Origin of the sequence: Bacillus testis, from assembly GCF_001243895.1 — a bacterium.
Lineage (GTDB): Bacteria > Bacillota > Bacilli > Bacillales > DSM-1321 > Bacillus_AD > Bacillus_AD testis.
Window position 1 is genome coordinate 418,494 of the sequence record NZ_LN851186.1, and the last position, 13,908, is coordinate 432,401.

15 protein-coding genes are annotated in these 13,908 nt (G+C 44.4%); 10 read left to right on the forward strand and 5 right to left on the reverse strand.

The genetic code is table 11. From position 1 onward, the window contains the following. Positions 1 to 155: 155 nt before the first annotated feature. The 3 genes from BN1765_RS02665 to BN1765_RS02675 all read left to right on the forward strand — a co-directional run bounded on the left by BN1765_RS02665 (position 156) and on the right by BN1765_RS02675 (position 2,332). Positions 156 to 335, forward strand: coding sequence for a hypothetical protein (locus BN1765_RS02665; RefSeq protein ID WP_050613721.1), 180 nt, complete (start codon positions 156 to 158; stop codon positions 333 to 335). Between the two features lie 390 nt (positions 336 to 725). Continuing rightward, positions 726 to 1,934 (forward strand): MFS transporter, encoded by a 1,209-nt coding sequence (locus BN1765_RS02670; protein ID WP_050613722.1) that lies wholly within the window; start codon positions 726 to 728, stop codon positions 1,932 to 1,934. 191 nt (positions 1,935 to 2,125) lie between these two features. Beyond that, on the forward strand, positions 2,126 to 2,332 hold the full coding sequence (locus BN1765_RS02675; protein WP_050613723.1) for a hypothetical protein: 207 nt from the start codon (positions 2,126 to 2,128) through the stop codon (positions 2,330 to 2,332). 33 nt (positions 2,333 to 2,365) lie between these two features. Here BN1765_RS02675 and BN1765_RS02680 read toward each other — a convergent pair whose 3' ends face one another. From BN1765_RS02680 to BN1765_RS02690, 3 genes are all read right to left on the reverse strand, one after another. Beyond that, complete coding sequence (locus tag BN1765_RS02680; RefSeq protein WP_050613724.1) at positions 2,366 to 3,355, reverse strand: Gfo/Idh/MocA family protein; 990 nt, start codon at positions 3,353 to 3,355, stop codon at positions 2,366 to 2,368. Between the two features lie 128 nt (positions 3,356 to 3,483). Beyond that, on the reverse strand, positions 3,484 to 4,089 hold the full coding sequence (locus tag BN1765_RS02685; protein WP_050613725.1) for an alpha/beta hydrolase: 606 nt from the start codon (positions 4,087 to 4,089) through the stop codon (positions 3,484 to 3,486). Positions 4,090 to 4,120: 31 nt separating this feature from the next. Continuing rightward, entirely contained in the window at positions 4,121 to 5,059 is a 939-nt protein-coding gene (locus BN1765_RS02690) for a ring-cleaving dioxygenase (protein WP_050613726.1), read from the reverse strand. Between the two features lie 174 nt (positions 5,060 to 5,233). Here BN1765_RS02690 and BN1765_RS02695 point away from each other — a divergent pair, with 174 nt between their 5' ends. Beyond that, on the forward strand, positions 5,234 to 6,412 hold the full coding sequence (locus tag BN1765_RS02695) for an iron-containing alcohol dehydrogenase (RefSeq protein ID WP_050613727.1): 1,179 nt from the start codon (positions 5,234 to 5,236) through the stop codon (positions 6,410 to 6,412). A 55-nt stretch (positions 6,413 to 6,467) separates the two neighbouring features. Here BN1765_RS02695 and BN1765_RS02700 read toward each other — a convergent pair whose 3' ends face one another. After that, entirely contained in the window at positions 6,468 to 7,130 is a 663-nt protein-coding gene (locus BN1765_RS02700) for a lysoplasmalogenase (RefSeq protein ID WP_050613728.1), read from the reverse strand. Positions 7,131 to 7,287: 157 nt separating this feature from the next. Here BN1765_RS02700 and BN1765_RS02705 point away from each other — a divergent pair, with 157 nt between their 5' ends. The 3 genes from BN1765_RS02705 (at position 7,288) to BN1765_RS02715 (ending at position 10,423) form a co-directional block, all read left to right on the forward strand. After that, entirely contained in the window at positions 7,288 to 8,361 is a 1,074-nt protein-coding gene (locus tag BN1765_RS02705) for a class I SAM-dependent methyltransferase (protein ID WP_230199493.1), read from the forward strand. A gap of 112 nt (positions 8,362 to 8,473) precedes the next feature. Next, on the forward strand, positions 8,474 to 9,298 hold the full coding sequence (locus BN1765_RS02710; protein ID WP_050613729.1) for a GNAT family N-acetyltransferase: 825 nt from the start codon (positions 8,474 to 8,476) through the stop codon (positions 9,296 to 9,298). 630 nt (positions 9,299 to 9,928) lie between these two features. Beyond that, a complete protein-coding gene (locus tag BN1765_RS02715) occupies positions 9,929 to 10,423 on the forward strand; it encodes a P-loop NTPase family protein (RefSeq protein WP_315969824.1) in 495 nt (164 codons plus the stop codon). 1 nt (position 10,424) lies between these two features. Here the strand turns inward: BN1765_RS02715 and BN1765_RS02720 are convergent, their stop codons facing one another. Beyond that, positions 10,425 to 10,901 (reverse strand): 2-thiouracil desulfurase family protein, encoded by a 477-nt coding sequence (locus BN1765_RS02720; RefSeq protein WP_050613730.1) that lies wholly within the window; start codon positions 10,899 to 10,901, stop codon positions 10,425 to 10,427. Positions 10,902 to 11,066: 165 nt separating this feature from the next. Here BN1765_RS02720 and BN1765_RS02725 point away from each other — a divergent pair, with 165 nt between their 5' ends. The 3 genes from BN1765_RS02725 (at position 11,067) to BN1765_RS02735 (ending at position 13,818) form a co-directional block, all read left to right on the forward strand. After that, positions 11,067 to 11,372 carry a hypothetical protein gene (locus tag BN1765_RS02725; protein WP_050613731.1) on the forward strand — a complete coding sequence of 102 codons (306 nt, stop codon included), beginning with the start codon at positions 11,067 to 11,069 and terminating at the stop codon, positions 11,370 to 11,372. 205 nt (positions 11,373 to 11,577) lie between these two features. Continuing rightward, on the forward strand, positions 11,578 to 12,066 hold the full coding sequence (locus BN1765_RS02730; RefSeq protein WP_050613732.1) for a DinB family protein: 489 nt from the start codon (positions 11,578 to 11,580) through the stop codon (positions 12,064 to 12,066). Between the two features lie 171 nt (positions 12,067 to 12,237). Then, on the forward strand, positions 12,238 to 13,818 hold the full coding sequence (locus BN1765_RS02735) for an MDR family MFS transporter (RefSeq protein ID WP_050613733.1): 1,581 nt from the start codon (positions 12,238 to 12,240) through the stop codon (positions 13,816 to 13,818). Positions 13,819 to 13,908: the final 90 nt, after the last annotated feature.

A 13,908-nucleotide genomic window follows, 5' to 3' on the forward strand; every position in this document is an offset into this window, starting at 1 on the left:
TCAATACAGTGTAAAAAAGCCATCGCTGCCCAGTTGGAAATAAGGTTTAGTTTCATAGAGAAATGGTAATAGAAGTACAAATAAATAAAGTGCAAGCTGAATGGGATGCTGGAGATAGCGTGATTTGGTCAAACCATAAGAAGGAGGAAGCGGTCATGAAGTTAATGCCTGTCTTTAAATTGACGCTTATTGTATTGATTTGCTTTATCTGCTCGTTTGTCATTATGCACGCCATTACGGCAATGCTTGGTTTCAAGCCAGTGTCCGCTCAGGAAACCCGGCAACTTCAAGCAGAACATCATGTAACTGTATTGATGTATGAATCTGTTGAATGATATGGATAAATAGAAAGGAATATAGGCAAGCCCTCTTGAATTCTATAAAGTAATAGAATTCAAGAGGGCTTTTTTTAACGTTCTGACTGGCGTCTAAGACTCCTGCTTCAACACGAGAGTGAAAACGACAAAGTGGGAGATCAAGCGATAATAAGAATCCAGTTGGTTCACCTAAACATCAGTGGGGGATATGAGCCCCAAGCTGATCTAAGTTTTATTTTATATAGCAAAGGATCTATTTTGATTTCAGTATGCTGAAAGGACGTGAAACGAGTGTAGGTTTTTCATTTGTATAAACTGATGGAAATAGGCGCTTGAAGGAGGTTGGCCAGTGTAAGAATCTATCCCTGCATGTCAGATGAAATAACATGAGAAAAAGGGGTAGAAGTGATGAAAACAAGATCGTTTAGATGTTTATGGATCGGCCAAATGCTGGCTAATTCAGGGGATGTTTTTTATATTGTTAGTTTGATAACGGCCTTATACCGCCTGTCCGAGTCTGCCTTCGTGACCGCTGCTTTGCCGTTTACCATAACAATCGCACAGTTTCTGGCTGGCTTTGCTGCTCCGCTAGTAATCGACCGCTGGCCATTAAAGAGGGTATTGGTTTACTCCCAGGCTGGCAAGACCATGCTGTTGGCCTGTCTGGCGGCTTTCTTATTTGCTTGGGAAAATCCCCAGCTAATGTTCGTGTTTACATTTGTTTTTATCATCTCATTCCTTGATGGTTGGGCAAATCCGGCAAAAGGGGCGTTGCTGCCAAGATTGGTGGAGGAGAAAGAATGGATGAAGGCGAATGCATTCACCTCAATGTTGGATCAGGTGGTCCAGCTGGGCGGCTGGGCTTTTGGTGGTATTTTATGCGTGTTGATTGGAGATGATGGGCTTTTAGTGGCTACATGCTTGCTGTATGTGATTTCTACAGCCGTGATGGGATTTATCCAGGAAACTCGTTTGCCTGCCAGCGGTGAAACCGCTAAAAAACAAAATATGCGTTCTTCTCTCCAGGAAGGTTGGCGGTTGATCTGGGAATACCGGGCGCTTCGGTATCTTACTTTGTTGATGTTTCTTGGTGCGGCAGCAAATGTGGTTTGGATTGCGGCCATTTTGTATGTATATGTGGAGCAACAATTAGGTGTATCGCAAACTTGGTGGGGATTCATCAATACATGCTTTTTTCTTGGCTTGATCACGGGCGGTGCCGCCGGAATGAAATGGACTGCCTGGATTGAAAAAAGAAAGAGCCGTATGTTGATTTTCTTTACAGCGGGACTTTCTATTGTGACGTTATTGTTTGGCTTAACAACAATGCCTATTATTGCGTTGGCGCTGTCCTTTGCATACGGCTTTGGTGAGGAACTCCAGCAAATTGTCACAGTGACTATGATCCAGAAAAATGTCCCGGCAGAACAACTCCCCAAGGTTTATGCGGCCCAAGGCTCTCTGATCGGATTGGTGTTTGGCTGTTCATCACTTCTTGCCGGTTCAGTTGCGGAGGCATGGGATATCCGTTCGCTATTTATAGGAGCATCCCTGATCCTCTTATTCGGAGTATTTACTATTTGGAGGAAACAAAAGCGATTATTAGATCAAAAATAGATGATAAACAGGCAAGGCCCTAATCGGTGATTTGGGCCTTGTTTGGATATGAAAGTATACTTGAATATAAATCAAATAATTTGTCAATGAAAAAATACCTATTTTTTAGTTTTTCTTTTGTAAACGCTTGCATTTTTCACATTTTAGACATAAAATGTATGAAAAGGAAAATAAATGGAAGGAATGATTCGATGGCGACACTTGCGATGGTATTTATCTTTGTCAGTAAAGTGGTTATGATCGGTTGCTACTATATCGCTCCATTATTGATTCCTCTATGGATGTGGCAATATTTGTCCAGTCAGAAGCGTGCGGAAGAGATGGCTAAGAAACAAGAAAAGGTGCCTCTAGCTCCTATTGTATCCACAGAAATAACAGAAAATTTAGAAAAAGCTTAGAGACCGATTATATCTCTAAGCTTTTTGGTGTTCTCATGAATGGGTGTCTGCCGGATAAACAACACCAATCTGTTTTCTTGCTTCATCCATGATCTCTGCAGCTGCCAAGGATCGTTCAAATGTATTGATAGCTGACTCTGTCTTATTTGCTTTGATCAATGAAATGAATTCGTTTATTTCATAAAACATGGTATTCGAAACTTGAGGCTGAGATAGATCTTCTGTCGAGCCGTCCCGTTTCAACAGTGTTACTTTTGCTGGTGAGCTGATCTTGTCAATGAGAATGGTGCCATCTTCCCCCTGAATTTCGTTAGGAAGTGCGGAATCTGTAATTTTAGAATAGGTGATCACTGCTTCCATTTCGTCGTATTGCAACAAAATGCTCCCCTGTCCGTCTACGCCGGAATCGAGCAAAAGGCCATTGGCTTTAATGCTGGTAGGCTTTCCGAATAATGTGATGGCCGGATACAGACAATAGATGCCGATATCCATCAATGAACCGTTCGATAACTCAGGTTTGAAGGCATTCAGGATTTCACCGGCTCTATAAGCATCATACCTAGAAGAGTATTGGCAGAACGAAGCTGTATAGCGGCGGACAGGGCCAATTTTGTGCAAATGGTCTTTAATGGCCATAAAACTTGGGATGAAAGTGGATTTCATGGCTTCCATCAGTAAGACACCGTTGCTCTTTGCTGCAGCAATCATTTCTTTCACTTCTTTGGCATTGGATGCCAGCGGTTTTTCACAGAGTACATGCTTGCCATTCTGCATGCATAGAATCGCTTGTTCTGCATGCAATGCGTTAGGGCTGGCAATATAGATAGCATCGATGCCTTCGTGCTTGGCCATCGTTTCTATATCTGTGAATGTAAGCTCTGCTCCATGCTTTTGTGCAAATTCCTTTGCTTTTTCTTCCGACCGGGAATAGACGGCCTTCAATTGGAAGTCATCTATCCCTGAAGCAGCGTCTAGGAATCGGTCTGTAATCCAGTTGGTTCCAATCAATCCAAAGCGTATCATATGTATAGCCTCCCTTTCTTAATATATATATATTATAGCGATTTCAGGTTGGAGAATGGAAGGCTGCGATAAGCACATACATCAAAAGACCCTTCAGCAGCACTGAAAGGGTCTTTTGCCGGACAAATTTAGAAGTGTGTTTTATACCATTGTCCGGCCAGCATGATTTCTGATTGTGTTAATTGATGTCCGTAATCTTCCCATTGCAGCTGCACAGAAGCATGGGCTCCGTCCAATAGGTCCCGCAATTCTCTTGCTTCAGATTTTGGACAGATGGGGTCATTGGTCCCTGCTGAAATAAAGACAGCGGTTCCGGTCAAATCAGGCAATTCTACCCCGCGCCGAGGAACCATTGGATGAAGAAGGATCGCTCCCTTTAATGCATAGCGGTGATGGAACAGTAAGCTGGCAGCAATATTAGCGCCGTTTGAATAACCGATTGCCACAATCAGATTGCGGTCGAAGCCGTATTTCTCGGAGGCTTCGATTAAGAAATCATTCAATTCATCTGTTCTCAACAATAAGTCCTCCTCATCGAATACGCCTTCCTCCAAACGGCGGAAAAATCGGGGCATTCCGTTTTCGAGGACATTTCCCCGGACGCTCAAAACATTCGCTTCTGGGTCGATCATTTCGGCAATCGGCAGCAAATCTGTTTCAGTTCCGCCGGTTCCGTGCAACAGCAATAAAGTTGTGCCATCCGCTTTCGTTCCTTTTTTAAATATATGTTTCATGGTGGTTCTCCTCTCTATTTGCGTTTCCTTCTTAATCGAGTTTCCGCACTTCAAACGGAGCAAGCATTTCTTCAATAGATCCGCGCTGCGGTTCATACCACTTCGGCAGCATCAGTTTTGTGCCCAGTTCTTCTCGTGTTTCATCGATTGTGAATCCTGGTGGATCTGTAGCAATCTCAAACAAGATGCTGCCTGGTTCCCGAAAGTAAACAGCGTTGAAATACTGCCGTTCTTTTACTGGGGTCACCTGCATTCCTTCCGTTTCAAGATAGTCCTTCCAGTCAAGCTGATCGGCATCATTCTCTGCTCTCCAGGCAATATGGTGCACAGTGCCGACCCCCATTTGGCCTTTAGGCATAACGGTTTGTTTGACATCGATTCTATTTCCCAGGTCTCCGATTGATTGATATCTGACAAAGTCTTTATCTTTACCCACTTTTGTAAGCCCCATAACCTTTTCAAGCAAGAGGCCTGTTTGCTCGGGCTGGGCAGTTAGGAGGGTGGCGCCGGCAAACCCTTTAATGGCTACCTTTGAAGAGAATCCGTCATTCGCCCACGCGTTGGCCGGACCTTCTTCCCGTTCAACAAGTTCGATGTGCAAGCCATGAAGATCATCAAAAAGCAGGGAATCTTCACCGAAGCGTGTAATTTTTAAGTATTCGATATTATAGGCGTGAAGACGCTTTTCCCAGAAAGGAAAGGAACCCGGCGGCACAGCGTATGAAGTGATGCCTACCTGGCCGCTGCCATTCTTTCCTTGATGGGCGCCGGGCCACGGGAAAAAGGTAATAATGGTACCAGGATTTCCTATTTCATCGCCGAAATAGAGATGATAGGTTCCGGGATCATCAAAGTTGATTGTTTTTTTGACGAGGCGAAGGCCGAGGAAACCAGCATAAAAGTCGGCATTTTCCTGAGGGTGGCCTACTATGGCAGTAATATGGTGTATGCCTTTTGTTTGTTTTGTCATATAGAATACTCCTTTCGAAAAGGCCAATTATTTCTAATTTAAATATCTCTAATTAGAGATAATCGTACGTCTTTTTATCTGGAACGTCAAAAAATGTGCTTCTGCTGTTTTTGGCGTCAAGGAGGCGGCAAATCAGAACAGTTTAAAAGCCAGGATAAAAGAGGGGGCGTTTATATGAAAGGAAGTTTTACATGTAACATACCTACAATAATTGAGTTCGGCACAAAAAAGGTCCATCTACTGCTCGATTACATCAAAGAAATGAAGGGGAGCCGCGCGATGGTTGTGACCAATCAAAAGGCGGTGCAATCGGGTATAGCAGAGAGGGTGGCCAAAATACTGGATCATGGGAGGATTCCTTATCTTCTGTATGATTCTGTTCCATTGCACCCGCTAGATACAGATTGTATGGAAGCTTTTCGCAGGGCAAAAAAAGAAAAAGTGGATCTATTAATCGGCCTTGGAAGCGGGGAGTGTATCGATATGGCTAAAGTGGTAGGTGTGCTTTTAGCGCATGGGGGTACTGCCCGGGAACGGTTCGGCCCGCATACACTTATCGCTGATAGCACACCACTCATTGCCATCCCTACTGTGTTGGGAACAGGCAGTGCCACTTCCTTTTTGGCAACGGTGACTGATGCCAAGACCTTACGTAAAAGGGTCATTTACGATCGCCGGATTGCCCCGAAAGTCGCCATATTGGATCCCGATATAACAGATCGCCTCTCTGCGCGCACGATGGCTTTTGATGGGTTGGCTGCCTTGGCCCAAGCTGTTGATGCCTATACACAGAGAGAAGCAGATCCTTTTTCAGAAGCTTTGTCCGGGTATGCAATCGAATTGATGGCCGGTCAATTCCAGCGGGATTTAGAAGAGATGGAAGCTAGGCAACGATTGATGATGGGCGGCTTGATGGCAGGAATTGCATACAACTTTGCGGAAGCGAAAACGGTTCGTATAATGGCTGAATCATTAAGCGGCCTGTACGGCATGCGGTCAGAAGAGGCCTGCATCCTAGCCTTGCCGGTTGTATTTGAATACCATATGCCGTTTTATCTTCAAAAACATGCTGAAGCGGCTAAAAAGTTGGGAGTGGATCCAAGGGGGAAAACAACGGAAGAAACGGCTTGTGAAGCCATCGAGAAATGGAAAACGCTTGCCGCTCCGTTGACTTTGGATCCGGTTGGCTCGATTGCTCTACCTGAGGCAAGGTGCTCCGAAGCGGAAGAATTAGCTGCGCGGGCTGCACATCTTTCCTCAGATATGGCAACACGCGGCCCATTGACGCAAAAAGAGTTTATTCTTTTATTTGGACAAGCGCTTTCTGGAGGAAAAAGAGGGGAAACAGAATAAGTGAAGGGTGAATCGAATAGGCAGGCCCCAAGCCCAAGGGATTGGACCTGCCTTGCTATTTGATCTGATAGTTTGTCCGCCTGATGTATATTTCTTTTTTGCCGGCCGGTATGCTACAAGCGATCAGCCCTTGTGCTGCATAATAGGTAAGCATAATCCAAACAGCCGCATGGTTGACGGAAGAAACGAATAAATTCCACGATAGGATACTGTCCGAAGTGATGAATAAAAGGCTCCCTATTGCCGCGTATAGATTTCTGGTCATAATGGCTGCCCAACCCATCAGTGAAATGGCAAGGATATAAATGATCACAGGAATAATCAGGGAGGATTGCTCCGATTGCTGCAAAGCGTTGACCATTTTCCAGCCCATATAGACACCGTAGATGGCAATGGGAAGGAGCGATAAAGCAGGCAGCAGGCCTTCTTTTTTGCGCGTCAAGAAAGCTCCGATGTAAAAGAGATGGCCTATCAGGAAAAAAACCAGGCCCGGAAGAAAAGCGAAAATAATGAATGCATCTCCAAGCATGCAAAAGGCAAGGCCGGCCAAGATCCATCTTTTTAGATGCGAGTTGGGGCGCATCCATACCATCAAGAGTAAAAGGACAAGAGGAATTATTTTAAATAGCAAGTGGACGGAATCCTTTTCCTTCGGTATCTCAAAAGTGAATAAGAGTGAAGCAACGGCAAATAAAATCAAGATAAACGTTCTTTTCAAGTATCACTGCCTCCTTCGCATTCGGGGTTATGTGTATATTCGCTGCTCTGGACAAAAACCCTCTCTATCCTGGCAAAAAAAGAAGCAGGATACATGGTAGGGACCCTTCATAGAATGAAGAAAGGAAATGGGCGTTTTATGGCGAATATGTAGGTGAATGGGAAAATGGTGGATGAATGGAGGGCTTTCATTGGCGATGAGGGAAGAGGAAATGATGCATCCCGCCGTTTATGAATTCGGCTATACGGAACTAAAGCCAAGCTACAGGATCGACCTTAGAAATCCGACGAATAAGAATCTTGACCAATTCATCAATGCAAATCAAGTGCTTGATTGGTCGCAAGTCACGTGGAAAGCGATTGGCAAGCCCTATGAAGTCAAAAGCGTGGCTCGTTCAAAAAAAGAATGGGAAAAAGAAAATGGGGATATGTCTGCGAAAACATCTTGGGAATTCTTCAATAAATCTTTTCATGAGTGGTTTGTGAAAGATGTGCCCGCCGAATTATCGCAGGCAAAAAAAGAGATGCGCCGGCATTTGGCGCGCTTTAAGTTAGGTGATGTGAAAGAAGCGCTTGGAGAAACAATCCGCTTATCCATTTGGAATTATGTCCACCGCATATCTGATGGCATCTGGGATCCGCGGGGAAAACGGGCACTATTTGAAGGACTGGATCTGCAGAAGCCGCGAATCCTGTTCCTTGGTGCGGCAGAAGGCTATGAAGCCATGCAATTTTATGCGATGTATCCTGGAGGAGAAGTGGTTATGGTCGATTACGATGAATTTTGTGCGACAGACCGTTTCGGCCATTTTCCAGAGCGTTATCCGTTCCTTGGCATCAATCCATCATCGGGCCACCCAAAAGTATGGCATAAAGAAAAAATGAACATCGAGTATGTAATTGATGATATCCGCAATCTTTCATTCGGGAAGGAATTTGATGTGGTGATCAGCGTCGGGCTTCTTGAGCATTTCCCCGACCGATATAAGCAGGAGGTCATGGACTGGCATAGGAAGTTTTTAAAACCTGGAGGATATGCCATTATGACGACGCCAAGATCGCAGCTGAAATCCAAATTATTTTATGAAATTATGGCGGATGTCATGAATCATACTTACCGGGAGTTGATGGATATCAGGCAGATGGGTTTGTACGTTTATGAGGGCGGCTTTGAGATCCTCCGCCATGGTTATATAAAGGTCCATAACGGAATCGTCGCCCGGCCGCGATAGAGATTTGGGCCAAACCGGCTTACGGATTCTGGGGAAAAGATTCAATTGTTTAAGAGAAAGCAAGAATGTCTTTTCAAAAGTGTTCTCACTATAAAAGAATAGGGGCATTAATATGTTAACCGAACACCAATTAAACGAAATTCAACAATTACAGCAGGAATGCGAGCAGTATGACGGCATTCAGTTGAAATTGAATATTCCCACACTATCAAGCAGAAAGGAAGAATGCGAAATCCTTCATTATGGCCGCGAAAAGCTTGCTGCATTCATCGCTTTCTATAAATTCGGCAATGAAGTGGAAGTCTGCGGGATGGTCCATCCGGATTACCGCCGAAAAGGAGTGTTCAGCTTATTATTTGATAGGCTGATGGCCATGATTCCTGATGGAGAACAGATCCTTCTCAATGCGCCGGCGGGTTCTCTTTCGGCCAAAAAATGGCTGGAGAAGCATCGGGCATCCTATGAATTTTCGGAAATCCAAATGAAATGGAATCCTTTATTTCCATTGGAGCAGGATGGAGGTGCAACTCCTGTCACACTCAGGAAAGCTATGCCAAAAGATGTCCCTTTTCAAATGGAACTTGATGCCCTTTGTTTTGGAATAAAGGACGCGCAGGCATCCGATTACGATGGCCCTTTCAAAGAGGGGAGCGGTAAAGATGCCTATATGATTGGGCATAATGGTGCGGCGGTCGGCAAAATCCAGGTGTCCCGCAACAAAGATGAAACGTGGATCAATGGCTTTGCCATCCATCCGGACGAACAAGGAAAAGGAATCGGGGCAAGTGCTTTAAGGCAGACGGTTAGCCTTGAAGCACAAAGACAGGAAGATCTCCGCCTCGAAGTGGCTGTGAAAAACGAGCGAGCACTTCAGTTGTATAAACGAAGCGGATTTGAGGCATATCATACGCAGGATTATTATGCGTATGCAAGATAAAGCATCGTAATGATGGCACTCACCAAGTGCTTTTACTTTATGAATTCCATGGTACCATCCGTCAGCCATGGCGTTTTTTATCATACTCAACGTCCAGCTCATTTGTCGACGGTCTTACCTGTTGACTTGTGGTCTCATAAAACGAAACCTTTTTAGGTATTGAGTCATCCATCTTATCACCAGTCTATTTTCTAAAAGGTGGTTGTTTTTAAATAAGGTGAGTGATTGATCATAAGGTTGATTGATAGGAGCGGAAGGTGCGAGACTCCTGCGGGATCAGCGGGACAGGTGAGACCCCACAGGCGATGCGCGCCGAGGAGGCTCACCGCCCGCCCCGCGGAAAGCGAGCATCCTGGAGCGGATATCAATCGTCGCTTGCACCTTGGCTCTTTTTTTACTTTTTTAAAAGGAGGTATTGAAGCCGTTTTTCTATTTTGTTCATTGAAAAGATTGTTTTTCAACACTGTGAAAGCATCGTAATAGATGCTTTTTATTTTTTTACTGTATTTCTTAGAACCGGCCAGTTGAATAAAGAACAAGTGTAGGGGGATGAAAGGAAACCCAACGATTAAAGTTTCACTTTATGTAATTTTAAAATAAGGAGGGATAGTGTGAATAGAATAATCGTGATTGGCGTTTCTGCTGGAGTGGGGAAGTCTACCTTCAGCCTTGGGCGCCATCCTGCAGCTTCCTGTCTACCATCTTGATGCTTATTTTTGGAAACCAGGCTGGATTCAAGCAGAAGAAGAGGAATTTAGATTAGCACAAGAAGAATTGGCCAGGGAGGAAAAGTGGATTATAGACGGCAATTACAGCAGTTCTCTGCCAACTCGTATGGAAAGGGCGGATACCATTATTTATTTAGAACTCCCTTTGCGGACATGCCTTTATCGAGTGCTCAAAAGAAGGGTAGCTAACCACGGAAAAACAAGGATGGATATGGCGGAAGGATGCCCGGATAAAATGGATGTTGCATTCATCCATTTTATGATCAGTACGTATAAGGCAAGAAAAGCGGCTATGCACAAAAGATTGAAGGAGGCATCAACCACAAAAGAGGTAGTCATCCTGAAAAGCAAAGGGGAGGTGGATGGCTACCTCCGTACATTAAAAATCACCAGTTAATTTAATCCTCAGCTGAATGAGACATCCATGTTTGCAGGAACTCTTCTTCTGACATGACCGCAAATCCTTCTTTTCGCAACAATGCTGCCGTCACGCCTTCCCCTTTTTGCTTCACTCCCTGAAAAGATCCATCATAAATGGAAGTAGACCCGCAAGAAGGACTGTTTTCCTTTAATACAACAAGAGTAGCGTTAATTTGCCGGGCATACGCAAGTGTCTTATTGGCACCATTGATAAAAGCCTGCGTCACATCTTTTCCTGAAGCTGTCAGCACTTGGGCCTTCCCCTCAAGAACGTCTCTGCCCGTACCTCCCTGAATCTCTGCGGGCTCCCGAGGGGTGGATAATCCGCCCAGTAATTCCGGGCAAGCCATGACTGCTTTCTTTTCTTTGATTAATGTATGAAGTTTGGTTTCCAGGCAGTGGGTTGCATTATAGCGGCACATGCTGCCTGCCAGACAGGAACTGATCAGAATCATGGGTGTTTCCCTCTTTCTTCAACTAGTTAAGATACCCTCTTACCATATCATGTGAATGTTTTCGTAGAAAGAATCTGTTTACTGATTGGACAAAAGTAGGTTTTATTTTGATGTTTATTTCCTCTTTATGCAGGTAAAAAGGAAAGTGAAAAGAGGTGCGGAAAAATGAATGCTGCTAATGTAAATATACTGAAATGGGTGACTGGCGGGCTGGAAGCTTTTCTGGGTATTCCTTTGATAGGGGGGACGGTCATCCTAAGCTTTTCATGGACTCCTCTGGCCATCATGTTCATTCTTCATATAATAGTCGTTGCTCTTGCCTATAATAATGGCATGAAAGCCACGGGAAACATACTGGGCATTGTTACTTCTGTTGTAGGGTGGATTCCGTTTCTGGGTATGATTTTACATATTTTGTCCGCCATTTTTATATTGATCGATGCTGCGCAAAACCAGAAAATGGCCAGCTGATGCAAAAGAGGCGCCCCGGTAGGAGAGGTGCCTTTTCTCATGATTCCATCTTGATATCTCCACTGACGGTTTTTAGGGAGAGCCGATGAAGAGTGCCCTATTTGTCTGCTTTTTTCCCAGGTGAAGAATATAAGCATCAAGAAGGAGAATAGATATCGGTTATGGGATAATGGAGAGAGATCATGTTCTATAAGGAGTGAATGCGATGTATCAATCAGTTGATGAATTCCTAAAAGATTGGCAAGAGGAAGCAAGGATTACCCAAAAAGAACTGGATGTGCTGACGGATGAATCTTTGCAGCAGGAAGTGGCGCCTGGTTTCTTTAAGTTAGGTGAATTGGGTTGGCATCTTTCTTCTGTGTTAGGTTTCTTTTCAAAGGGGTTGGGACTTGAATTTCACGGGGTGGAAAAGGATGCTCCTGTTCCATCGTCCGCCAAGGAAATTGCGGAAACGTACAGAAAGATAACGGCTGATTTCGGGCAGGCGATCAAGGAGCAATGGTCTGACCAAGACATGGCGGAAGAGGTTTCTATGATGGGGAAACAGCTATCCAAGAGTGATCTTGTCAAACGATTGCTCAATCATCAGACGCATCATCGAGGACAAATGACTGTTCTGATGCGTCAGGCAGGCCTTGTGATCCCTGGTGTGTATGGCCCTTCTAAAGAAGAAATGGAAGCGATGAAAAAATAACCCGATTTCATAGTACAACATAAAGCGGACCTTTGGATAAAGGTCCGTTTTTTCCTGCTTTTTACTCTCTTAATCAAACGTTTGATTAAGAATTTTTTTGTGCAATTAGCCCATCCTAAAAAGAAAGAGTTAGTATCAAATCATTTTTTTACTTTCCTAAAGGAGAAAAGCATGAAATCAATCGTTTCACCTGGCATCCACAAAAATAGGGTGTTGACAGGATTGATGATCGGTATGTTTTTCAGTTCGCTGGAACAAACAGTTGTCGGGACAGCTATGCCAACAATAGTAGCCGAACTGAATGGGTTCAACATCTTTGCCTGGGTCACGACAGCCTATATGATTGCTTCAACAACGGTTGTGCCGATCGTCGGGAAGCTGTCTGATATTTATGGAAGAAGAAAGCTTTATTTGCTTGGCGCGATTATTTTTGTCATCGGTTCAGGGTTATGCGCGACAGCCAACACGATGGAACAGCTTGTTCTTTACAGGGGGTTGCAGGGAGTCGGAGGCGGGATGATCATGCCCCTTTCGCAAACCATCATAGGCGATATATTCACCGCCGAACAAAGAGCCAAATGGCAGGGTGTGTTCGGGGCTTTATATGGACTGAGTTCTGTTTTAGGGCCATTCCTGGGAGGGATCATCGTCGATTATGTGAGCTGGCACTGGATCTTTTTAATCAATATGCCATTCGGATTCATATCCGCCCTTTTAATCTTTAACGGCTTAAAGCATGAACCTGTGCGCAAGGGTAAAGTCTCTATCGATTTCTTTGGGATTTTTACGCTGATTCCTGCCATTATCCTGCTATTGCTAGGGATGACATTCGGAGGGGATAAATTCGCTTGGAATTCGCCTACATCTTACGCGCTTTTTGGAACGGTATTTGTCCTATTGCTTATTTTCGCTTATATCGAAAGAAGAGTAAAAGACCCCGTTCTGGATTTAGCCTTTTTTAAAAACAGGGTATTTGCCGTTTCGAATGCCCTTGGTTTTTTTCTTGGATTAGGGATGTTCGGGGCCGTTATGTTTGTGCCTATGTTTATGCAAGGCATATTGGGCGTATCGCCTACACAGGCTGGCTCAACAATGACGCCAATGATGATTGCCTTGATTGTTTCAAGCGTCATCGGGGGAAGATTATTGTTGAGATTAAAATTCCGTACCGTTTTGGCGGCCGGTATGTGTATTGCGGCTCTCGGCTTTTATTTGATGAGTACGATGGGACTCGATTCCACCCGGTTGCAGGCTTATTCTTACATGGTAGTACTTGGCCTTGGAATGGGGCTCGTCATGCCGACCATTACGATTGCAATCCAGAGTGAATTTTCATCTTCCCAATTGGGGGCGGTGACGTCGGCGGCGACATTCTTTCGTTCAATCGGCGGAACAATCGGGGTGACGGTTTTGAATAGTGTCATGAATCATACAATCGTTTCAAATATGTTGAAAGAAAGTTCGTCTGCACATGCATCTATGGCACAAAAGGCTTTGGAAGCTTTATCTGAAAAAACAGATGTCCTGTTCGGCCTTCTGGTTGAACCGTCGAGAATCCCATTTCCTTCCGAGCTGCGGGCAGAAATCATAAAAGGAATCAGCGCCGCCTGGGCTAATTCCTTTTCCACTGTATTTCTTACCGGGTTAATTTTCATTATCTTCGGTATCGCTGCAGCTTTATTCATAGGCAATGGCCGGATTAAAAGAGATAAAGCGTTGAAAGAACATAAATGGTCGGATACAGAGGAATAAAAGCCATAAAAGAGTATGAGGGGAACGCCAGTAGGAATTAAGCAGAAAGGCTTTCATCTATTGAGTTTGAGGGTGAAAGCCTTTTTCTTT